This is a genomic window from Cupriavidus sp. FW306-1B-F12B (genome assembly GCF_058781795.1).
Genome location: NZ_JBYSXC010000023.1, coordinates 1 through 20,761, shown reverse-complemented (window position 1 = coordinate 20,761; position 20,761 = coordinate 1). Strand labels below are relative to the sequence as shown.

Genomic DNA, 20,761 nt, shown 5'->3' with positions numbered 1-20,761 from the left:
ACTCATTTCTGCCTCCAATTGACAGGCCAACCATCACTTTGCTTTCCGTGCGCGCGAATGCCTGCCGGGCAGGCAAACCCTGCTCACTGCGGCTTGTTCCCGGGATAAATCCGCTGCCAGTCCTGTTTCATGCTGACCACCGTCCAGCCCTTTGCCGCGGCGGCATCGAGCGCCTTGTCGAGCTTGCCGACCTTCGATTCGCGGTCGTAGGCGAACTCGCGTTCGGCGTCGTCGTGGCGCACCAGCACCGCCATGCGCGGCCCATCGCCGCTGGTGGTGTACTCCAGCATCTGCAGGTCGCCGTCGGAATTGCCGACGGCGAGGATCGGGCGGCGGCCGATATTGCGGTAGATGCCGACCGGCTTGCCCGGACCGTCATCGACGAAATCCATCTTCGGGTCGCGCACCAGCGCCCCTTTGCCGTCTCGCGTCACATAGCGGATCGCCTGGGAGGAGCCGATCACCTGCTCGGGCGGAATGCCGTAGGTCTTCGCGGTCCAGGGCCGCATGAATTCGATCGTGCCGCCGGAGACGATGTAGGTCTTGAATCCGTTTGCACGCAGGAAGGCGAGCAGTTCCAGCTGCGGCTGATAGACCAGTTCCGTGAAGGGACGCTTGAACTTCGGGTGCTGCGCCTTCGCCAGCCAGTCACGGATGGTGCGGTCGTACTCTTCCACCGTCATGCCGCTGTTGGCAGTCATGATCAGCGCGGTGAGTTGCTTTTCATTGCGCATCAGGCCCTGCATGTCGTTGGCCATCAGCGCCTTGAAGGCGGGGTTGTTCTTCCATTCCGGGTGCTGGGGCGCCGCCGCCCTGACCTGGTCGAGCAGGAAGAAGAACTGGAAGTACAGCGGCTGCTCGCTCCACAGCGTGCCATCGTTGTCGAAGACGGCAACGCGCGCTTCTGGCGGGACAAAGGCGGGCGAGCCCGGCCGCGTGACATCGCTGACGAACTTGACGATCGACTGCCTGACCGGACCGTCGCGCCACGACGGCAAGGCCTCGGCGGCGCTGATTTCGGGCGCCGGCGCATAGGCGGACTGCCTGTCACCAGCGGCCGCAGGCGGCGTCGTGCAGCCAGTGAGGCTCGCGCCGGAGACGGTCAGCGCCAGCGCCAGGGCGGCCAGCGCCGGCCGTGGCAGCCACGCGCGGCGAGGCAGGGCAAGGGTGGGATGGTCCATGACGCGAGTTCCTGTCGTTGCTCGGATACGGTTGCGGAAGTCCCGGCAGCGCTACGGCTGCCGCGCCATCGCCACGGCTTGCTGCTGGCGCATTTCCGCCCAACGGCTGTCATCCATCACCAGCCGGAAGCCCAGGTGGGACATGCTGTTGTACGGGTCGGTCCCGCGCCGCGCGCTGGGCCGGTAGCTCAGGCAGTAGTCCTCGTTGCAGAGGAAGGAGCCGCCGCGCGTCACGCGCTTTGGCGCATCGACGGGTATGCCGGGCTCGCCCGGGTCCCAGGAGACGGCCGGGCCGGTCGGGTTCTCGACCAGGCGATTCGCGCTGGCCTCGCGCCGGAACTGGTCGGCGCGATACCAGTCGGCCACCCATTGCCAGGCGTTGCCGGTCATGTCGGCCAGGCCATAACCATTGGGCGGGAAGGTGCCGACCGGGCTGGTGCCCAGCGCGCCGCCAGCCTTGGGGCTGACAACCGGGAACGGCTGGTTCTGCTGGCCCTGCCAGACATTGGCCATCTGCTTGCCCTCAGGCGTGAATTGCTCGCCCCAGGCATAGGTGGCCTGCTCCAGGCCGCCGCGGGCGGCGAACTCCCATTCGGCTTCAGTCGGCAGGCGCTTGCCGGCCCATTTGGCGTAGGCTTCGGCATCCTCATAGGAGACCTGCACCACCGGGTGGTCGTCCTTGCCTTCGATCGAGGTGCCCGGGCCGCCCGGATGGCGCCAGTCCGCGCCCGGGACATAGCGCCACCAGCGCGAGTAATCCCGCAACGGCACGGGACGCGGCGTCCCGACGAACACCATGCCACCCGCAACCATGGCGCTGGCGGGCGGCCTGGGCGTGCCCGGGGGCAGCTGGACTCTCAGGGTTTCCCACTCGGGCGGCTTCTCGGCGGTGCTCACGTAGCCAGTGGCTTCGACGAACTTGCGGAATTCCGCATTGGTGACGTGGTGCTGGTCCATCCAGAAGGCGTGTACACGCACCTTGTGTGCCGGCTTCTCGTTGGCCTGGGCCATCTTGCTGTCGCTGCCCATCAGGAATTCGCCGCCGGGCACGCGCACCATGCCAGCGGGTCCGCGCTTGCCATCGCCGATGACGATGGCGGGCGCCGTTGGCGTCCGCCCCTGCATGTACCAGTAGCTGGCGCCGAGGCCTGCTGCGACCCCGAGACCCAGCAGCACCAGGATCAGTGCCTTCTGCCCGCTGCGCCGTCCCGCGGCAAGCGCAACTGAGCCGGAACGCCCCGCGCCCGCGCCGGGATTGCTGCCTTTACGTCGTCCGCTCATTCACTCCGCCTCTTTGTATACAAGAATCATGCTGACTCAGCGCAAACCATGATCTCAGATGGCTACGGCTATCAGAAGTCAGCTTTTTCTCGTTCGGAGGCCAAGTGAATTAAGTTTTTCTTGCGCGCACTGCCACTGGCGCCCTGCTCATCGCTCGCTATCTGCCCTTGGCACCATCTTCGTCAGGGCCGCCGGATCTTCCTCACCCTCATTGAGGATGCCGTAGTCCGCCGGAAACAGCGCTGCCAGCGGTGGCGGATACTGAAAGGCGTGCAGCGGCTCCAGGTTTTCGCCAGCGTCGATCACGAACACCTCGATCAAGCGGCTGCGGCCGCCGTTCTCCTGGCCGGCCACATAGTAGTGAACGCGGTTTTGCCAGACGAAGTGCCCGCCGAAGTAAGGCCTGGAGACATCCGGCAGCCCGGCCAGATGCGTTTCGCAGAGCAGCACCGCTTCGCGCAGGTAGTTCCGGCTGGCCGTCTCATCGGGGGCAGACAGCCTGGCGATCATGCCCCTCCTGTCCTTGATCTTCTTGGCTGCCATAGCGTAGCGAGCAGGTTGAGCGCGTGGGCGCCAGGACACCCTACCGGCACATGGAGCGGTTCCGGCAACTCAGTGCCATGCGCTCCCCACCTGGATATAGAAGGCGTTCTGGCCCTTGCTGTGGGCCACGTCAAGACCGATCGAGACACCGAGCTTGCGCGCAATCATGTAGCGAAAGCCCGCACCGACGCTGTAGACGGTCGAGGCATCGGAAAAATCATGCCAGCGCCCGTATGCCTTGCCGACACCGGTGAAGCCCAGCAGCGACCAGCGCGGCGTCACGTCCCAACGCAGCTCCATTTCAGCCGCCAGCGCATTGCGGTCCTGGTAGCGCCCCTTCTGCACCCCGCGCAAGTCCACGAACGGCTGCGCGTAGAACGGCACGTCGCCGGTGGAAAAGCGCGTATCGGCGCGCAGCCCCAGGATCACGGTGCGCGCCAGCGGCAGCCAGGTGAAGCCGCGCGCGTTGTACATATTGAATGACTGCGTGCTGCCAAAGCCGCCGCGCGCAAACTGCGCCTCCAGCTCGGCATAGCTGCCGCGGCTGGGATAGAAGATGTTGTCGCGCGAGTCGTAGTCCACCACCAGCCCGGCCTTGCCGATGCGCTGGGTCTTGTCGAAGCTGCCGAGTTCACCCGCATCGCCAACCTTGAAGGTCGCGGTCGAATCGAAATACACGTAGCGCGGCCCCACGTACCAACGCGTATCGGCAACCCGCACGAGCAGTTGTTGCACCAATGCCACGCCTCTGAGTTCGTAGGCACGGGGCTGGTTCAGCAAGCCGAAGTAGTCCAGGTTTGCATTGACCTTGGCGATGCCCCCAAGATAACGGTAGCGGTCGCCGTCCCAGGTGTGGAAGTGCGCCACGCCGGCGCCCCAGGTGCCGTTTTCCGTATACGCACCGCCGATGGCAGTAATGTTCGGCGGTGCGGGCCCCTTTCCACTGGCCTTGGCGCTGGCCGCCGCATCCGCCATGGATTCGGAGAAAAACATCAGCCCCAGCCCGCCGCCGTAGCCAACGGCTGGTTCCGTGATAACGACCGGCACCGGCAGCGCGCCCTTGTGATTGAGCAGGAAGTCGCTCATGTCCAGCTTGCCGTCCTCAGGATCGAAGAACGACAGCGGTTTCTTTTCAGCCGGCGCTTCAGCCTGGCCGAAGGCGGCGCCGCACCAGAGCAAGGCCAGTGCGCCTAGCAGCGATGCAATGCGCTGGCTTGCCTGGGAGCGGGTCATCAGCAAGTTATGAAAGGTCCCTGTTTATGGCTACAGCGGGAACTGGATATTCAAGCCCATGAACACCTGGAATTTGGGCACCCCGACTCCCTCGTGCCCCACCGTCCATTGCGGCTCGGCAAACAGGTTGTAGGTTTCCTTGCCGATTTTCCAGATCTTGCCCGCGCCGATACCGAGGGGGATGTAATAATTCCCACGCTTGAGGTCGAAATTCCAGGTCGCGCTGCTGCGCAGGTACCAGCCTTGCGGCAGGTTATAGATCACGAACGGCTGCGCGGTCAGGTTATCCTGGGTAGGCCGGTCGCTTTCCCCGGCAAAGGAATGCTGCCAGGTCACGAGCCCGCCGATCATGCCCCATTTCTGCGGGGAGATTGCCACGCCAGCCAGGCCGGCTTGCCATTTCCCGGTGCCGGTCTGGTCGCGCGATGCCGTCGGGATGGTCAGCTGGGGCCCGATGCCCCATTCCACCCCCATCCCCTTGAGCAGGACCAGGTTGAACAGGTTCAGGTCGCCCAGCCCGGTCTTGCTGCCGTCCGGCGCCACGTTCGGCGTGGTCACGACCGGCATCGTAAACCGGACGATCTGCGGCAACCCGAACAGCTTGTGTGGAATGGTGCCGCGCAACAAGACGCTGTTGCCGTCCTCGTCGCCGAGTCCGTAATAGCGCCCCACATACTGGTCCTGCAGATTCAGGGTAATAGTCGGGCTAAGCGGATTGTTTGACGAATTCATGTCCTCTGTCGATGGCCCGGCCGCACTGGCAAGCAGCGGCAAGATCACCGCAACGCTACCCGCAGCTAGCCGTAGTTTCTGCATGACTGAATTCATTTCGAAAGGCCGCCCTGAACGAAATTGGTAACACCCGCCATTGAATATGGCGTTTCCATCATCGCAGAGCGTCTCAGGGCTTGTGAAGTAAATATTTACGATGCCGTGATGAAGATTTTCATCGGTTTGCGCGCTGGCAGTGACGGCGGTCTTTGCTGGTAGTATGCAATTTCGCAAAAATATAAGGGTTGGGCATTGCCTTACCGTGTGATTTCACTGTAGCTGGCGCTGGCAGGCATGCGCCAGGGTCCGGCATTCCGGCAAGCGCCGGGCCGGCCTTGCACTTCATATTCCGTGAATATGTCAAAGACCATCGCAAACCGGCTCGCCGTTGCTGCCCCCTTCCTCTTTGCCTGTGCAGGTGCGCACGCGACTGAAGGCGCCCTGGGGCGACCCGTGACCGGCACCAGCGTGCTTCCCAATGTAGGGGTCGTGTCGCCGGAGCCGGCGCTGATCGTAAACGTCGGCGAGATCTACCTGGATGGCTCGATCAGCGGCAGCCGCAGCGTGCCCATCGCGGGCAAGGCAGCGCTGGGCGTGGACGGCAAAGTCGCGTTCACCCTGGCAACGGTGATGAAAGTCTGGGACACCGACACCGGCCCCTGGAACTTTGCCTCCAGCTTCACGCTGCCCTATGTCTGGACCAAGGTGACCGCCAACCTCAGCGTGGGCGGGCTGGGGGGCAAGACGCAGGACACCGCATCGAACCTGTTCGACATTACCTTCGCACCGATCATCGCGGGCTACCATTTCTCGAAGACCGAGCACGTGGCGCTGAGCCTGAACGTGTGGGCGCCGACCGGCAAGTACGACCCCAACGCCCTGGCCAACCCCAGCCTGAACAACTGGACCTTCATTCCGCAGGTGGCCTACACCAAGCTGTTTCCCGAACAAGGGCTTGAGTTCGATGCCGTGGCCGGGATCCAGTTCTACACCCGCAACAACGCCACCGATTACCAGAACGCGCCGCTGTTCACGCTCGACACCATGCTGCTCAAGCGCTTTGCCAACGGTGCCGGCCTCGGGCTGATCGCGGGCACGACGCAGCAGCTCGGCGACGACAGCGGCCCGCTCGCCGACCGCCTGAACGGCTTCCGCGGACATGACTGGGCGGTGGGCCCGATCGTCACCTACGACACCAAGATCGGCGCCAAGAGTCTGCTCTCGCTTGGCCTGCGCTGGGTGCCGACCGTCGCCAGCAAGAACCGCCTGAAGAGTACGAACACATTCATGGGGACGGCGACTATCGTGTTCTGAGGCCTGTGCGTTCCCCCGCGGCAAGGCAGAATGCATGCCATGCACCCCTTTGGGCAAGTTGAAGTACGCACGCAATAGTGCCTGCCTTGATCACGCGCAAGCCCTCAACCTTTTCAAGCCTGCAAACTGGCATCCATGACCTCAGTTCCCTCCCCTTCAACCGGTGCCACCGGCACCAATGCCTCAACCAGTCAGCCCTCCCCACCGCCAACTCGCCGCCGTCCGGCTCCGGTGCCGCGCGGCCGCTTCGCGTGGCTCACCGGCACGCTCAGCTGGACGCTGCTGAGCGGCAGCACGCTGTTCTGGTGCGCGCTGCTGTTCCCGCTCGCGCTGCTCAAGCTGGTGCTGCCGTTTGCCGCCGTCAGGCGGCGCATCGATCCGATGCTCAACGGCATCGCCACCGCCTGGATCTCCGGCAACACCGGCTGGTTCGCGTGGATCCAGCGTGAGCCGTGGGACGTCCAGGGCAATGAGGGACTGCGCTATGCCGACTGGTACCTGGTCAACTGCAACCACCAGTCGTGGGCCGATATCTTCGTGCTGCAGCGCTCGCTGAACCGGCGCATCCCGCTGCTGAAGTTTTTCCTGAAGCAGCAGCTGATCTATGTGCCGGTGATCGGGCTGGCGTGGTGGGCGCTGGACTTTCCGTTCATGAAGCGCCACGGCAAGGCGCAGCTGCGGCGCAATCCGGCGTTGCGGCGCCAGGACCAGGAAACGGCCAAGCGCGCCTGCGCGAAGTTTTCGCTGGTGCCGACCAGCGTGATGGTATTTGCCGAAGGGACCCGCTTCACCGAGGCCAAGCGCGCGGCCCAGGACTCACCGTACCGCCATCTGCTCAAGCCCAAGGCCGGCGGGCTGGCGGTGGCGCTGAATGCGATGGGCAACAAGTTCCGCTCCCTGCTCGACGTCACCATCGTGTACCCGGAAGGCGCGCCAGGCTTCTGGGACCTGGCCTGCGGACGCGCCGGCCCGGTGCTGGTGCGCATGCGGCAGTTGCCGGTGCCGCCGGCCTTCTGCGAGGCCGACTACGGCAGCGACAAGGCCTTCCGCACGGAATTCCACAACTGGCTGGCACGCCAGTGGGAAGCCAAGGACGCCGAGATCGATGCGCTGACGCCGCCGCGCGAAGGCTGAAGCCCTGCTACCCGGGCAGCCGCTCGACTGCCCGCTTCCCCTGTCCCACCGCCGCGGTCAGCGAAGGGCTGCCGGCATTGTCGCTGTTGGCGATGCTGATATTGCCCACGCCGGCCAGCCCTGGCCACACCGCGTCGGGCGCCACGTTCTCAGCGGCCAGGCTGTCGGGCATATAGCTGTAGCCATGCGCCCAGCGGTTGACGGTGATGCCGCGGATCACGTCCTTCGAAGCAAAGCCCTTGTGCCCGAGCATGCGGTCAAGCTGCGCGCGGATGTCGCGCTCCAGCGTGTCGAACGGCGTGCCCAGCAGCAAGGCGCGGCCCGCGCGGAAGCGGTCGCGCGCCTGCATGCCGCTGTCAGGCACGGTCGGCACATAGAGCATGTGCAGCACGGCCGGATCGGAGGGCTGCCTGCCCGCCGGCGGCTCCAGCCACAGGTCGGTATAGGCCATGGCCGGCGCGTGGATGCGGCGCGTGCGCAGCGCGGCGAACGCCTGCCAGTGGTCGAGCGCCACCTTGGTGTAGACCAGCGGCGCCTTGGCCTCGTTGTGCAGCACCTCTTTCTGCTTGGCCGGCAGCGACGGCAGCAGGTACGGGATCATCATGTTGTAGCCGGCCAGCACCACGTGGCGCGCCTCGACGCGATGCAGGTTGCCGCTGAACCCGTAGGTCACGCGCGTGATATTGCCGTCGGGCTCGACCGCGATCGCGGTGCTGTTCAGGCGCAGGCGCACCGGCTGCCCGTCGCGGTCCAGCCGGCTGTAGTCGAACGCGGCCGACACCACATCGGCCGGCCGGGCGATCGACGCCGCGCCCGGGATCAGGCTCTGCACCAGCAGCCGTGCCAGCGAGGCATTGCCATCCGGAAACCACAGGCGCGATGCCGGCGACTTGCCAAGCCGCGCATTGCCCGCCGGCGCGGGCATGTTGGCGCCGGCAGGCAGGCCGATGGCGATGGCGTCGGCAACCGAAATGCCATCGGCATCGAGCGCATAGGCATCGTTGCTGCGGCTGCGCAGGAAGCGCTGCCCGGCCAGGCCGATGCCGGCCTTGTCACGCAGGAAGCTGGCGTAACGCACGGAGCGCAGCGCTGCCGCGCGCTCGGTGCCGGACAGCGCCGGCAGGTAATCGGTGGTGCCGGCGGCCAGCCGCGCCAGCGCGGCGCGGTCCGCCACAGGCAAAGGCGTGTTGTCCAGGAAGCGCGACAGGGCAGCCGCATCCGGGGCACCGGCCTGCTGCCCGCTGCGGGAATCGATCAGCTCGCCGAACGGATCGCCAGCCACCCACTGGTCGCGCCCGAAATGCTCGGCATCGAAGAACACGGCGCGGCCCATGCCGAGCGCGGCATAGGGATCCGCAGGCACAGTGCCAGGCGGGCGCGTGGCATCGAGCCCGATCCCCGCCAGCAGTTCGCGCACCGCGGCGTCGCTGGCAGCGCCTGCCGGCATTTCTGCACTGCCGCCATAGGTCACCAGCCGCTTGCCGCGCACCGTGAACTCGTTGCGCTTGGCATGGCCGCCGAAGTCGTCGTGGTTGTCCAGGATCAGGATGCGCCGGTTGGCGCCGAAACGGCGCCGGTAGAACCACGCCGCCGCCAGCCCGCTCAGCCCGCCGCCGACCACCACCAAGTCGAAAGCCTCGCGCGCCAGCACGACCGGGTATTTCGCGCCCTCGCGCGCCAGGCTGTGCGCCAGCGTGTAGGTGCCGGCATGGTTGCCGCGCAGGCCGGTCAGCGCGGGCGGATACGCCACGCCTGCCCCGCCCTGCTGCGCGTGCAGCAACTGCACGGGCGCAAGGCCGGCGGCAATGGTCAGGGCGGTGCCGTTGAGGAAGTCTCTGCGCGTAATCGTCATCGGGTGCTCATCGGGATGCGTCGCCTGCCGCAGCCGGGTGCTGCGCGGCCAGCGCCTTGCGCCGTGCCGCCACGGCGGCTTCCGGCACCGGCGCCGCGCGGTTGCCCCAGCTGCCGCGGATAAAGGTCAGCACATTGGCCAGTTCCTGGTCGTCCAGCGTCCAGCCATAGCCGGGCATGTGGTAATCCGCCGGCGCGGTGCCCACGCGCGCGGTCACGGCGCCGTCGAGCAGCAGGTTCACCAGCGAGGCCGGGTCGGGATCGGCCACGGTGGGGTTGCCGGCCAGCGGCGGGAACACGCGGGCAAAGCCCTTGCCGTCGGCGCCATGGCAAGGCATGCAGAACACCGCGTACTGGCGCGCACCGGGCACATCGAAGCGGCCCTGCCGCAGTTGCTGCGCGGTGGCGGCATCGTGCCGGAACGGCTTGTCCTCGCCGCGCGCGCCGGGCAGGGATTTCAGGTAGGCGGCCACGGCATCGAGGTCGGGCGCGCTCATGTACTGGGTGGCGGTGGAGATCACCGTGGACATCGGCCCGAACGAGGTCGCGTGCCCGTTGCGCCCGGTGCGCAGGAACTCGGCGATATCCGCGCGCGACCACGCGCCCAGGCCGGTGACCTGGTCGCCGGTCAGGTTGGTGGCGGACCAGCCCTCCACGCTCGCCCCCGACAGGAAATGGCGGCTGCGCTCGTCCAGCCCCTTCTCGGCGAACAGGTTGCCGCGCGGCGTATGGCAGGCGCCGCAGTGCGCCACCGCCTGCACCAGGTAGGCACCGCGGTTCCAGGCTGCGCCGCGCGCGGGGTCGGTGCGGACCGGGTCGTCATCGACGAACAGGACGTTCCACACCGCCAGCAGGCTGCGCATGCTGAACGGCCAGCGCATCTGCGGCGCGGGATTGTGCTGGGTGACCGGCGCCACCTCGGCACGCAGGTAGGCGTACAGCGCCGCCACGTCCTCGGCGCGCATGCGCGCGTACGAGGGATACGGCATCGCCGGATAGAGCCGCTTGCCGTCGCGCGCCACGCCGTGGCGCAAGGCGCGGTCGAACTCGGCCAGGGTATAGGCGCCGATGCCGCTGCCGGTATCGGGCGTGATATTGGTCGAATGGATCGTGCCGACCGCCGTGCGGATCGGCAGGCCGCCGGCGAAAGGCTTGCCGCCTGCGCTGGTATGGCAGGCGGCGCAGTTGGCGATGCGCGCCAGGTAGCGGCCGCGTTCGATCTGTTGCGTGTCGGTGGCGGCCAGCGCCATGCCCATGGGCAGCAGCACCGCCAGCGTCAGGCTGGCCAGCTTGCGCAGCGCGCGGGATGTGGCGATATCAAGTCCTTGGGGCAAGAGAAGCATGGGGGCAGTCAGTTCACGCAGCCGACGCCGCCCAGTTTGCCGCCAGCACCAGGCACACCACCAGCCCCGCGGCCACGGCCACGCCGGTCAGGATCAGCGGCACCGGGCGCAAGGTGTCCAGGTCGCGCTGGTGCTCCTGCCCCTGGCGCAGGCCAAAGAAGCCCCACAGCACGGTCCGCAACAGCCTCAACGGGTTCATGGCATCTCCTTGCACAACGCCTTTGTGTACGAGATGCCGATTATGGGCTGTGCGCGCCATCCATAACAGCATCAGATACCAGGAAAATTTACGTATCAGTTTGCCTGGCGGGGAGATAATGCGCTGACCCGCCAAGCCCCCGCCAAGCCGCCATGAAACGCTACGAAGCCCTTGCCGAAACCCTGGCCGCCGATATCCGCAATGGCAGCCTGCCGCCGGGCACGCGCCTGCCGTCGATCCGCAAGACCGTGGCCCAGTATGGCGTCAGCCCCTCGACCGCGTTCCAGGCCTATTACCGGCTGGAAGAGCGCGGACTGGTGCGGGCGCGCGAGCGCTCCGGCTACTACGTGGCGGGACCGGCACGGCGCGAGCTGCCCCAGCCGCAGGCGCGGCCGTCGCGCCAGGTGTCAACGCAGGTGGACATCTCCAAGCTGGTGTTCGCCGTGCTGGAAGGCGCGCGCGACCGCGAGCTGGTGCAGTTCGGCTCGGCCTTTCCGTCGCCCGAGCTGTTCCCGTGGGAGCGGCTGGGCAAGTCGCTGGCGCGCGCCGGCCGCGCGCTCGACCCGTGGTACTCGGTCAACGACCTGCCGCCGGGCAATGCCGCGCTGCGCCGCCAGATCGCACTGCGCTACCTGGGCGCGGGCGCGCCGCAGCCGGCCGAGGACCTGGTCGTCACCAACGGTGCGCTCGAGGCGCTCAACCTGTGCCTGATGGCGGTGACGCAGCCGGGCGACGTGGTGGCAATCGAATCGCCCGGCTTCTATGCCTCGCTGCAGGCGCTGGAGCGGCTGCGGCTCAAGGCCGTGGAGATCCCGGTCGACCCCGCCGAAGGCATCGACCTGGGCGCGCTCGACACCGCACTGTCACGGCACCCGGTCAAGGCGTGCTGGTTCATGACGCAGTTCCAGAATCCGCTCGGCGCCAGCATGTCGGAAGACAAGAAGAAGGCGCTGGTGGCCTTGCTGGCGCGCCACCAGGTGCCGCTGATCGAGGACGATGTCTATGGCGAGCTCTACTTCGGCAACCGCTGCCCGCTGCCGGCCAAGGCCTTCGACACGCAGGGGCTGGTGATGCACTGCAGCTCGTTCTCGAAGACGCTGGCGCCGGGCTTCCGCATCGGCTGGGTGGCGCCGGGCCGCTTTGGCGAGGCCATCCAGCGGCTCAAGCTGATGACCACGCTGTCGGCCGGCGTGCCCACGCAGGTGGCGCTGGCCGAATACCTGCAGCACGGCGGCTACGACAAGCACCTGCGCAAGCTGCGCCACATGCTGGAGACGCAGCAGGGCCGCATGATCGATGCCATCGGCCAGCATTTCCCGGAAGACGTGTGCGTGTCACGGCCGGAGGGCGGGTATTTCCTGTGGGTCGAGTTTGCGCCGGGCTTCGATGCGCTGGCGCTGCACCATGCCGCGCTCGACGCCGGCATCGGCATTGCGCCGGGTCCGATCTTCTCCGCGCGGCAGGGCTACCGCAACTGCATCCGGCTCAACTACGGGCACCTGTGGAGCGACGAGGCCGAGGCCGCCGTCGCCACCCTCGGGCGGCTGATCGCGCAGCAAGGCAGCTAGCGCGCATCGCGATGGCGGCGCAGCGCCCACTCCAGGGTTTCGAACGCGGCCTGCACCACCAGTGCCAGCACCGCTGCCGGGATCGCGCCCGCGAGCAGCAGCGTGGTGTCGTTGAGCGCCAGCCCGGTGGCAATGCGCTCGCCGAAACCACCGGCGCCGACAAAGGCCGCGATGGTCGCAGTGCCCACGCTGATGATGGCCGCGGTCTTGATGCCCGCCAGCAGCACCGGCAAGGCCAGCGGCAGCTCCACGTAGCGCAGCACCTGCCCGCCGCGCAGCCCGAGCGCACGCGCCGCGTCGCGCATACCCTGCGGCACCTGTTCCAGCCCGGTCGCGGTATTGCGCACGATCGGCAGCAAGGCATAGAGAAACAGCGCCACCATGGCCGGCCAGACGCCGATGCGGCCCAGCAGCGGAATCAGCATCGCCAACAGCGCCAGCGACGGCACCGTCTGCAGCACGCTGACCACGCCAAGCACCGCCTGTCCGGTGCGGCGCCGCCGCGCCGCCAGCATCCCCAGCGGCACGCCGACCAGCGTGGCGGCACCGACCGCCCCCGCCACCAGGCCGACATGGCGCCGCGCCAGGCGCGTGGTGTCGGGCCCGAACAGCGCGGCAAACAGCCGGCCGCGCGGCCCGGCACCGTCATGCGCTGCCTTTTGCCCCGCAGTGCCGGCCAGGAACGCGCGCGCGATCGCGTCGAATGACTGGCCATCGATCTCCGCCGCCGCATTCATGGCGATCATGTCGTCGGCGCTGACGCGCCCGGCCAGCCGCTCCAATGCCTGCCAGGCCTGCGGGAAGCGCTGCGGAACGTCGAGGCGGTAGACCACTACCGCGTCGTAGCGCGGGAAGTAATGCCGGTCGTCCTCCAGCACGCGCAGCTTGTACTTGCGGATCTTGGCGTCGGTGGAATAGATGTCGATGGCATCGACCTGTCCCGCGGCCAAGGCCTCGTAGGCGACGCCGTGATCCAGCCCGAGCGGGCGTTGCGGCAGCCCATAGCGGCTGGCCAGCCCCGGCCAGCCGTCGGCGCGCCCCAGGAACTCGTGGGACAGGCCGAGCCTGAACTGCGGCTGCGCGGCGAGGTCGCTCAGCCGGCGCAGCGCGCCGGCGCGGGCATCGGACACAGCCAGCGCGTAGGTGTTCTCGAAACCAAGCGGAATTGCCGCGCCCAGCCCCATCGGCGCCAGTGCCCGCTGGATGGCATCGAGGCCGGCCCCGGGGGGCAGCTTGAGGATTTCGGCGGCGAGCGTGCCGGTGTAGTCGGGATAGAGGTCGATGCTGCCGGCCTTCAGCGCCTCGAAGACGATCGCGGTATTGCCCAGCCCTGGCTGGTGCTGCGCGGCGCCGGGCGGCCCCGCGGCCTGGGTCAGCAGTTCGCCAAGGATGTACGACTCGGTGAAGCGCTTGGAGCCGATGCGCAGCGGATCTGCCGCGCGCGCCGGCATCGCGCCCGCGAGTGCGGCAGCCAGCACCCACGCCACTGCCCGCCACAGCGCGCGCCCTGTTCTCCCAATCTCCCGACTGCCGTGGATCCAAGCCAAAACGTCTGTCCCGATATGGGGCCGGTGTGCGCCCGGCATCGCTACATCATAGCTGCCGCATGTCCTTATCCCGAAATTGTATTTGCCATTTGCATGATGAAGGCGTCAGAATCCGGATTACACATACATTAATCCCGAGACCCGGCCCGCCATGGAAATCCGGCAACTGGAAGCCTTCGCCGCAGTCGTCACCACCGGCAGCGTCACCGCCGCCGGGCGCCTGCTCGGCCGCTCGCAGCCGGCCATCACGCGGCTGATCCAGGAGCTGGAGGCCGAGCTGGGCTTTGCCCTGTTCACCCGCAGCGGCCCGCGCGTCAGCCCGACCGAGCAAGGCTTCCTGCTCTATGACGAAGTCGAGCAGACGCTGGCCGGCATGCAGCAGATCCGCACCCGCGCCGCGGCGCTGGCGCGCGGCGATGGCCGGCCCCTGCGCATTGCCGCGACCCCAGCGCTGGCGGCCGGCCTGCTGCCGCCGGCGCTGGCGCTGGCCTTTGAGCGCGGGCTGTGCGCGCCGGAACGTGTCGCGGTGCAGAGTGTGTCGCCCGAACAGGTGGTGCACGCGGTGCTGACCGGCGCCGCCGACATCGGCCTGAACAGCCTGCCGCTGGAACACCGCGGCGTGACCGTGCACTGGATCGGCCAGTCCGCATGCGTCGCAGCCGTGCGTGCTGACGACACACTGGCCGCGCAGCCTGCGATCGCGCTGCAGGACTGCCGCCGGCGCCGCATCGTCACCATGCAGAACCCGTACCGGCTGCGCCGCCGCGTCGACCGGGCCCTGGCTGGCGCCGGCGTGCCCAAAGCGGGCGTGATCGACACCAACACCTCGATCAGCGCGCTGACCCTGGTGCGCGCCGGGCTGGGCATCGCCGTGCTGGAGCCGGTGACCGCCCGCGGCCTGCCGCTGGCCGATATCGCCGTGCGGCCCATCGATGCCGATATCCCTTTCTACTTCGGCGTGATCACGCCACAGGCCCGCCCGGCCAGCACGGCGGTGCTGGGGCTGGTGCAGGCCGTGGCCGACGCCGCCGCCGCGCTGTTGCCCGACCTGGTGCGGCGCGATCCCGCCGAACACGGCGCGCTGCTGCAATCGCTCTATGGCAATGCCAGCGACGACGCTGACACGCTCACGCAAGATGCCGGACTTCCAAGCCATGACTGACCTATCCGCTCCCGCCCTTATCCCCGCCGCCGGCCTGGCCGCGCTTGAAGCGCGCCTGCGCCGGGACCTGTCCTGGCTGGACCTGCCCGCCAAGGCCTGGACCATGCCGCGCAGCCACGATGGCCAGGACGTGCTCGACGCCGCCGTCATCGGCGGCGGCATGGCGGGACTCGCAGCCTGCGCCACGCTGACGCACCTGGGCATCCGCGTGCGCGCCTTTGACCGCGCCCCGGCGGGCTTCGAAGGCCCGTGGGCCACCACCGCGCGCATGGAGACGCTGCGCTCGCCCAAGCAGCTGACCGGCCCCGCGCTGGGCCTGCCGGCCCTGACCTTCCGCGCCTGGTTCGAGGCGCAGTTCGGCGAGGCCGCCTGGCAAACGCTGGACAAGATCCCGCGCCTGCAATGGATGGACTACCTGCGCTGGTACCGAGAGGTGCTGGCGCTGGATATCCGCAACCAGCACCAGGTCGATGCCATCGTGCCGCGCGCGGACGGCCTGGTGGCGCTGTCGATGCAGACCCCGGACGGCCCGCACACCGTGCTGGCGCGCCGCGTGGTGCTGGCCACCGGCCGTGACGGCCTGGGCGGTGCCTACGTGCCGCCGGTCGCGGACACGCTGCCGCGCCACCTGTGGGCGCATTCTTCGGACGAGATGGACTACGCCAAGCTGCGCGGCAAGCGCGTGGGCGTGGTCGGCGCAGGCGCCTCGGGCATGGACAGCGCCGCGACCGCGCTGGAGGCGGGCGCCGCCAGCGTCGAAATGCTGATCCGCCGCCCGGACATTCCGCGCGTCAACAAGAGCAAGGGCGCCGGCAATCCGGGCCTGACTTTCGGCCACTACGGGCTGTCCGATGCCTGGAAATGGCGGCTGCGCCATTACATCAACACCCAGCAGGTGCCGCCGCCGCGCGGCAGCACGCTGCGCGTGTCGCGCCATGCCAATGCCTTCTTCAACCTGGGCGCAGCGCTGGAAGCGATCGAGGCGCAAGGCGATGTCCTGTACGTGCAGACACCGCAGGGCACGTTCGAGCTGGACTTCCTGATCTTCTCGACGGGCTTTCGCATCGCGCTGGAAACACGGCCGGAGTTCGCCGCCTTCGCCCCGCATATCCGCTTCTGGCGCGACCGCCATGCGCCGCCCGCGGGCCAGGAAGACCGCGAGTTGTCCGATTCTCCCGATCTCGGCGCAGCCTTCGAATTCCAGGAGAAGACGCCCGGCGCCTGCCCCGGCGTCACGCGCATCCACTGCTTCTGCTATCCGGCGGCGCTGTCGCATGGCACCGTGTCCGGCGACATCCCGGCGATCAGCGACGGCGCACGCCGGCTCGGCCAGGGCATTGCCGCGCTGCTGTACCAGGAAGACGTTGAGCTGCACTACGCCGCGCTGCAGGCCTATGCCGAACCCGAAGTCTTCGGCGACGAATGGGTGCCGGCCCCGCCGCCGGCGCTGCGCACCGCCAAGGCCTGAATCCCACCCGACCTGAACCTAGAGAGTCCGATGACCCAGCCCCCGACTTCCACGGTCGACCTGATCGACCAGCTCACCGGCCTCGCGCCGGGTAGCGCCACGCACGCGCTGCGCCACCAGCGCAACAAGGTCGTGGCCGCCACGCAAGGCAGCTACGACGCCCTGTTCGACCCCGCCCTGCCTGGCCTGTCGCTGGCAGAGCGCCTGCTGGTTGCGCTGTACGCGGCACGCCTGACGCCGTCGACGGCACTGGCCGCACACTATCGCGCGCGCCTTGAGCAAGCCGGCGCAGATGCCAGCCAGGTCCGCGCCGCGGCCGAAGGCCAGCCGGAGGATATTGCCGACACGCGCCTGCGCGCCATGCTGGAGTTCACCCGCAAGCTGATCGAAAAGCCCGTTGAGGGCGACAAGGCCGCGCTGCAGGCCCTGCCCGCCGCCGGCCTGAGCACCCCGGCAGTGGTCACGCTGGCGCAACTGGTCGCCTTCCTGTCGTACCAGGTCCGGCTGGTGGCCGGCCTGGATGCGCTGAAAGCACTGAACGACAACGCCGCAGGAGCCCAGGCATGAGCGAGATCATCAAATCCCACGGCTTCACTAATGAAGTCCTCGACTGGAAGGCCTGGCTGGACGTGGTCGAACTCGACCAGGCCACGCCCGAGCAGGTCGCCGTACTCGAAGAGAGCCATCCCAAGGCCAAGGTCCAGGATTACTACCGCTTCCTGGTGCACCAGCCCGAAATCCTGCGCCAGCGCTCCACCGCCTTCAACGCCATCATGTACGCCCCCGGCGGCATGCCGCGCGCCGAACGCGAGTTCTCCACCACGGTGGTGTCGCGCATCAATGGCTGCGTCTACTGCGCATCGGTCCATGCGCAGCGCTTCGAACAACTGGCCAAGCGCAACGACGTGATCCGCCAGGTGTTCGACGATCCCCATACCGCCGGCACGACTGCGCGCGAGCGGGCAATCGCGAAGTTCTCGATCGAACTGACCGAGCGGCCCGCCGAAGTCACTGCCGACCAACTCAAGCCGTTGCGGGAAGCGGGCGTCACGGATGCGGAAATCCTGGACCTGATCCACTCGATCGCCATCTTTGCCTGGGCGAACCGGCTGATGCTGAACCTGGGCGAGCCGGTGTTTCCGGAGCAATCCGGGGAGTAAGCCGTCAGGCGCCAGCCGCAATGCGCGCGGGCGCTCAGCCCGCACCGTGATGCACCGCCAGCCAGACACTGGGCTGGCTGGCATCGGTCCACGCCACCCGGTGGCGGCAGTGGGCCGGAAGGTGCAGCCAGTCACCCGGCTTCATGGGATGCTGGCCGGACTGGCCTTCGATCTCGATGGCGGCGCTGCCGCTGACCAGCAGCACCCACTCCGCCTCTGCACTGTCGTACCAGAAGCCCTCAGGACTGGCCTGCCCGTTGGAGACGATGCGCTCGATCCGCAGCCCGGGCCGTTCCAGCAGCGGCTGGAAGAGTTCCTGGGCCGCGCCGGCCGGGACGTCCGCCAGCAGGTTTCCGTGTTCAGGCTGCATGCTGCCTCCGGGAAGTCGTGGTTGCCGAACCCGTCAGTTGCCCGGCCCCGGCGCCAGTACGTCGCGCGCGCCGTTGCGGCCCATCGGCGACACCAATCCGGCTACCTCCATCTGCTCGATCAGGCGTGCCGCGCGGTTGTAGCCGATGCGCAACTGGCGCTGCACGGCGGAGATCGATGCACGGCGGCTGGTCAGCACAAAGCTGGCGGCTTCGTCGTAGAGCGGGTCGGCCTCGCCCTCGCCGCCGCCGTCACCGAACAGGTCGGTGCTGCCGGCCTCGGCCGGGTCGCCGGCGAGGATGGTTTCATCGTAGTCCGGTTCGCCGAATTGCTTCCAGTGCTCCACCACGCGGTGCACTTCGTCGTCGGCAACAAAGGCGCCATGCACGCGCTGCGGGTAGCCGGTGCCGGGCGGCAGGAACAGCATGTCGCCCTGGCCGAGCAGGCTCTCGGCGCCCATCTGGTCGAGGATGGTGCGCGAATCGATCTTGGACGAGACCTGGAACGCCACGCGCGTCGGGATATTGGCCTTGATCAGGCCGGTGATCACGTCCACCGAGGGGCGCTGCGTGGCCAGGATCAGGTGGATGCCGGCGGCGCGCGCCTTCTGTGCCAGGCGCGCGATCAGTTCTTCGATCTTCTTGCCGGCGACCATCATCAGGTCGGCCAGTTCGTCGATCACCACCACGATCATCGGCAGGCGCGACAGTGGCTCGGGCGCGTCCGGCGTCAGCGAGAACGGGTTCGGCACTTTGCGCTCGGCGGCCTCCGCGGCGCGGATCTTCTGGTTGTAGCCGGCCAGGTTGCGCACGCCCAGCGCGGACATCAGCTTGTAGCGCTTTTCCATCTCGCCGACGCACCAGTTGAGCGCGTGCGCGGCCTGCTTCATGTCGGTGACCACCGGCGCCAGCAGGTGGGGGATGCCTTCGTAGACCGATAGCTCCAGCATCTTGGGGTCGATCATGATCATGCGCACGTCTTCGGGCGTGGCCTTGTACAGCATCGACAGGATCATGGCGTTGACCGCCACCGACTTGCCCGAGCCGGTGGTGCCGGCCACCAGCAGGTGCGGCGCGCGGGCCAGGTCGGTCACCACCGGATTGCCGGTGATGTCCTTGCCCATGGCCAGCACCAGCCGCGAATGGTGGGCCTGGAACGAGGCCGCGTTGACGATCTCCGACAGCCGGATCATCTGCCGGCGCGCATTGGGCAGCTCCAGCCCCATGCAGGTCTTGCCGGGAATGGTCTCGACCACGCGGATCGAGGTCACGCCCAGCGCGCGCGCCAGGTCCTTCATCAGCCCGACCACCTGGGCGCCGCGCACGCCCATGGCGGGCTCGACCTCGAAGCGGGTGATCACCGGGCCGGCACCGGCGCCGACCACGGCCACTGGCACCTTGAACTCGGCCAGCCGCTGGGCGATCAGCTCGCCGGTTTCGCGCAGGCGCTCTTCCGATACCTGTTCGGCGCTGTCGACGCCGGTCTCCAGCAGTTCGGCCGGTGGCAGGCGGTAGTCGACGACGGGGCGCGGAGGCGGCGGCGCGACCGGCACCGGCACGGGCGCAGGCTGGGCGGCAGCGAGCGGCACGGTGCGGCCGACCACGGCGGGCAGCACGATGCGCGGCTTGGCGGCCGGGGTCGGCGCCTGGTTCAGTGCAGGTGTCTCAGCAGGCTCAGGGACCTCCGGGGCTTCCGTCGCTTCAGGCGCTTCTGCTGTTCCAGCAGGCTCGGCCGCATCCGCTTCCGCGTCCTCGGCGATCAGGCCATTGCCGTCCATCAATCCGCCGGGTTCGTTGTCCTCCGCGGGTGCCGGGATGCTGGCATCGAGAGCGCTGCCCTCTTCCATCGCGGAGCTTGCCACGGCCTGGGCTACGGCCTCGGCACCGGTGACATCCAGTTCGGGCTCGGCAGCTGCCAGCGCTTCGGATTCCCCAATGACAACGGCGTGATCTCCGCTCTCGGCCTCGGCCTCGGCTTCGGCTTCGGCTTCGGCTTCGGCTTCGGCTTCGGCTTCGGCTTCGGCTTCGGCTTCGGCTTCGGCTTCGGCTTCGGCTTCGGCTTCGGCTTCGGCTTCGTGGCAGGGTGACGGTAGCCAATGCGTGCGGTTCCGCGTCGACGGCAATGTCCGGCGCCACGTCCGGCACAGCCGCGTCCGGTTGTTGCGGTTCCGGCACAGCCGCTTGCGCTACCACTGGCTTGCCTGCCAGCGCCTGCAACTCGGCCAGCAGGTCGAGGGCTTCCTGCCGGATCGCGGCAAGCGTGGCTTCGTCGGCTTCGGCCGGCACGGAATCCGGCGCGATGTCGCCAACTATATCGGTGTCTGCAGACACCGGTTCCATGACAGATGCGTCAGGCGCTGCCACTGCCTCGGGTTCCGCGCTGGCAACCGGCTGCGCGGGAGCGGCCACGGCTTGCGTGGCACCAGTGAGGGCCGGCGCTACGGCGGCGGCTTCGGCCGGCACTGATACGGCGGCAGGTACCGTGACGGAAGCAGTGGCCGAGGCGACGCCCTTGCCGGAAGCCTCGGGCAGCGTCGTAATCGCCGAACGCACCAGCGGCTGCGGCTGGCGGAACGGGCTGCTGACGACCGTGCCGCGCAGGGGCTGCGCCGGGCGCGGCGCCGGAGCCGGTGAAGGG

General features: G+C 68.1%; 17 protein-coding genes and 1 pseudogene. 7 read left to right on the top strand and 11 right to left on the bottom strand.

Annotation, left to right across the window (positions count from 1 at the left end; genetic code table 11):
- Positions 1-83 precede the first annotated feature (83 nt).
- The 5 genes from AC3WLE_RS28565 to AC3WLE_RS28545 all read right to left on the bottom strand — a co-directional run bounded on the left by AC3WLE_RS28565 (position 84) and on the right by AC3WLE_RS28545 (position 5,054).
- Positions 84-1,181 (bottom strand): HAD family hydrolase, encoded by a 1,098-nt coding sequence (locus tag AC3WLE_RS28565; protein ID WP_492357255.1) that lies wholly within the window; start codon positions 1,179-1,181, stop codon positions 84-86.
- Positions 1,182-1,232: 51 nt separating this feature from the next.
- Positions 1,233-2,462 carry a formylglycine-generating enzyme family protein gene (locus tag AC3WLE_RS28560; protein WP_492357254.1) on the bottom strand — a complete coding sequence of 410 codons (1,230 nt, stop codon included), beginning with the start codon at positions 2,460-2,462 and terminating at the stop codon, positions 1,233-1,235.
- A gap of 147 nt (positions 2,463-2,609) precedes the next feature.
- Positions 2,610-3,005 carry a hypothetical protein gene (locus AC3WLE_RS28555; RefSeq protein WP_492320207.1) on the bottom strand — a complete coding sequence of 132 codons (396 nt, stop codon included), beginning with the start codon at positions 3,003-3,005 and terminating at the stop codon, positions 2,610-2,612.
- Between the two features lie 69 nt (positions 3,006-3,074).
- Complete coding sequence (locus AC3WLE_RS28550) at positions 3,075-4,238, bottom strand: BamA/TamA family outer membrane protein (protein ID WP_492352337.1); 1,164 nt, start codon at positions 4,236-4,238, stop codon at positions 3,075-3,077.
- Between the two features lie 30 nt (positions 4,239-4,268).
- Entirely contained in the window at positions 4,269-5,054 is a 786-nt protein-coding gene (locus tag AC3WLE_RS28545; protein WP_492357253.1) for a hypothetical protein, read from the bottom strand.
- 312 nt (positions 5,055-5,366) lie between these two features.
- Between AC3WLE_RS28545 and AC3WLE_RS28540 the strand changes: the two genes are divergently transcribed.
- Positions 5,367-6,323 (top strand): SphA family protein, encoded by a 957-nt coding sequence (locus AC3WLE_RS28540; protein WP_492320204.1) that lies wholly within the window; start codon positions 5,367-5,369, stop codon positions 6,321-6,323.
- Positions 6,324-6,554: 231 nt separating this feature from the next.
- Positions 6,555-7,457 carry a 1-acylglycerol-3-phosphate O-acyltransferase, YihG family gene (yihG, locus tag AC3WLE_RS28535; RefSeq protein WP_492320265.1) on the top strand — a complete coding sequence of 301 codons (903 nt, stop codon included), beginning with the start codon at positions 6,555-6,557 and terminating at the stop codon, positions 7,455-7,457.
- Positions 7,458-7,464: 7 nt separating this feature from the next.
- Here the strand turns inward: yihG and AC3WLE_RS28530 are convergent, their stop codons facing one another.
- From AC3WLE_RS28530 to AC3WLE_RS28520, 3 genes are read right to left on the bottom strand one after another with little or no spacing between them, the layout of a single operon-like run.
- The gene (locus AC3WLE_RS28530; RefSeq protein WP_492357252.1) at positions 7,465-9,309 is read right to left on the bottom strand and encodes an NAD(P)/FAD-dependent oxidoreductase; all 1,845 of its coding nucleotides are present in this window, start codon (positions 9,307-9,309) and stop codon (positions 7,465-7,467) included.
- 7 nt (positions 9,310-9,316) lie between these two features.
- The gene (locus AC3WLE_RS28525; RefSeq protein ID WP_492352341.1) at positions 9,317-10,651 is read right to left on the bottom strand and encodes a c-type cytochrome; all 1,335 of its coding nucleotides are present in this window, start codon (positions 10,649-10,651) and stop codon (positions 9,317-9,319) included.
- 13 nt (positions 10,652-10,664) lie between these two features.
- A complete protein-coding gene (locus AC3WLE_RS28520; protein ID WP_340527259.1) occupies positions 10,665-10,850 on the bottom strand; it encodes a DUF2970 domain-containing protein in 186 nt (61 codons plus the stop codon).
- Between the two features lie 152 nt (positions 10,851-11,002).
- Between AC3WLE_RS28520 and AC3WLE_RS28515 the strand changes: the two genes are divergently transcribed.
- Positions 11,003-12,418, top strand: coding sequence for an aminotransferase-like domain-containing protein (locus AC3WLE_RS28515; RefSeq protein ID WP_492357251.1), 1,416 nt, complete (start codon positions 11,003-11,005; stop codon positions 12,416-12,418).
- Here AC3WLE_RS28515 and AC3WLE_RS28510 read toward each other — a convergent pair.
- Entirely contained in the window at positions 12,415-13,869 is a 1,455-nt protein-coding gene (locus tag AC3WLE_RS28510; RefSeq protein WP_492320264.1) for a glycine betaine ABC transporter substrate-binding protein, read from the bottom strand. The genes AC3WLE_RS28515 and AC3WLE_RS28510 overlap by 4 nt on opposite strands.
- Before the next feature lie 247 nt (positions 13,870-14,116).
- Here AC3WLE_RS28510 and AC3WLE_RS28505 point away from each other — a divergent pair, with 247 nt between their 5' ends.
- From AC3WLE_RS28505 to AC3WLE_RS28490, 4 genes are read left to right on the top strand one after another with little or no spacing between them, the layout of a single operon-like run.
- The gene (locus AC3WLE_RS28505) at positions 14,117-15,127 is read left to right on the top strand and encodes a LysR family transcriptional regulator (protein WP_492352344.1); all 1,011 of its coding nucleotides are present in this window, start codon (positions 14,117-14,119) and stop codon (positions 15,125-15,127) included.
- Positions 15,120-16,595: an FAD-dependent oxidoreductase gene (locus AC3WLE_RS28500; protein WP_492357250.1), complete on the top strand. Its 1,476-nt coding sequence runs from the start codon at positions 15,120-15,122 to the stop codon at positions 16,593-16,595. The genes AC3WLE_RS28505 and AC3WLE_RS28500 overlap by 8 nt, the downstream gene beginning before the upstream one ends.
- 30 nt (positions 16,596-16,625) lie before the next feature.
- Positions 16,626-17,162 (top strand): CMD domain protein, encoded by a 537-nt coding sequence (locus AC3WLE_RS28495; RefSeq protein ID WP_492320198.1) that lies wholly within the window; start codon positions 16,626-16,628, stop codon positions 17,160-17,162.
- Positions 17,159-17,755, top strand: a complete 597-nt coding sequence (locus AC3WLE_RS28490; RefSeq protein WP_492357249.1) for a peroxidase-related enzyme — start codon at positions 17,159-17,161, stop codon at positions 17,753-17,755. The genes AC3WLE_RS28495 and AC3WLE_RS28490 overlap by 4 nt, the downstream gene beginning before the upstream one ends.
- Before the next feature lie 34 nt (positions 17,756-17,789).
- Here the strand turns inward: AC3WLE_RS28490 and AC3WLE_RS28485 are convergent, their stop codons facing one another.
- Positions 17,790-18,125, bottom strand: coding sequence for a cupin domain-containing protein (locus tag AC3WLE_RS28485; protein WP_492357248.1), 336 nt, complete (start codon positions 18,123-18,125; stop codon positions 17,790-17,792).
- Positions 18,126-18,158: 33 nt separating this feature from the next.
- Positions 18,159-20,761: pseudogene (locus AC3WLE_RS28480) on the bottom strand (DNA translocase FtsK); the annotation flags it as partial.

Coding starts and splice junctions, on each gene's coding strand:
- AC3WLE_RS28530 (WP_492357252.1), bottom strand. CDS start 9,309: ATGACGATTACGCGCAGAGACTTCCTCAACGGCACCGCCCTGACCATT.
- AC3WLE_RS28490 (WP_492357249.1), top strand. CDS start 17,159: ATGAGCGAGATCATCAAATCCCACGGCTTCACTAATGAAGTCCTCGAC.
- AC3WLE_RS28565 (WP_492357255.1), bottom strand. CDS start 1,181: ATGGACCATCCCACCCTTGCCCTGCCTCGCCGCGCGTGGCTGCCACGG.
- AC3WLE_RS28525 (WP_492352341.1), bottom strand. CDS start 10,651: ATGCTTCTCTTGCCCCAAGGACTTGATATCGCCACATCCCGCGCGCTG.
- AC3WLE_RS28495 (WP_492320198.1), top strand. CDS start 16,626: ATGACCCAGCCCCCGACTTCCACGGTCGACCTGATCGACCAGCTCACC.
- AC3WLE_RS28515 (WP_492357251.1), top strand. CDS start 11,003: ATGAAACGCTACGAAGCCCTTGCCGAAACCCTGGCCGCCGATATCCGC.
- AC3WLE_RS28485 (WP_492357248.1), bottom strand. CDS start 18,125: ATGCAGCCTGAACACGGAAACCTGCTGGCGGACGTCCCGGCCGGCGCG.
- AC3WLE_RS28510 (WP_492320264.1), bottom strand. CDS start 13,869: ATGCCGGCGCGCGCGGCAGATCCGCTGCGCATCGGCTCCAAGCGCTTC.
- AC3WLE_RS28540 (WP_492320204.1), top strand. CDS start 5,367: ATGTCAAAGACCATCGCAAACCGGCTCGCCGTTGCTGCCCCCTTCCTC.
- AC3WLE_RS28550 (WP_492352337.1), bottom strand. CDS start 4,238: ATGACCCGCTCCCAGGCAAGCCAGCGCATTGCATCGCTGCTAGGCGCA.
- AC3WLE_RS28560 (WP_492357254.1), bottom strand. CDS start 2,462: ATGAGCGGACGACGTAAAGGCAGCAATCCCGGCGCGGGCGCGGGGCGT.
- AC3WLE_RS28505 (WP_492352344.1), top strand. CDS start 14,117: ATGGAAATCCGGCAACTGGAAGCCTTCGCCGCAGTCGTCACCACCGGC.
- AC3WLE_RS28500 (WP_492357250.1), top strand. CDS start 15,120: ATGACTGACCTATCCGCTCCCGCCCTTATCCCCGCCGCCGGCCTGGCC.
- AC3WLE_RS28545 (WP_492357253.1), bottom strand. CDS start 5,054: ATGCAGAAACTACGGCTAGCTGCGGGTAGCGTTGCGGTGATCTTGCCG.
- AC3WLE_RS28520 (WP_340527259.1), bottom strand. CDS start 10,850: ATGAACCCGTTGAGGCTGTTGCGGACCGTGCTGTGGGGCTTCTTTGGC.
- AC3WLE_RS28555 (WP_492320207.1), bottom strand. CDS start 3,005: ATGGCAGCCAAGAAGATCAAGGACAGGAGGGGCATGATCGCCAGGCTG.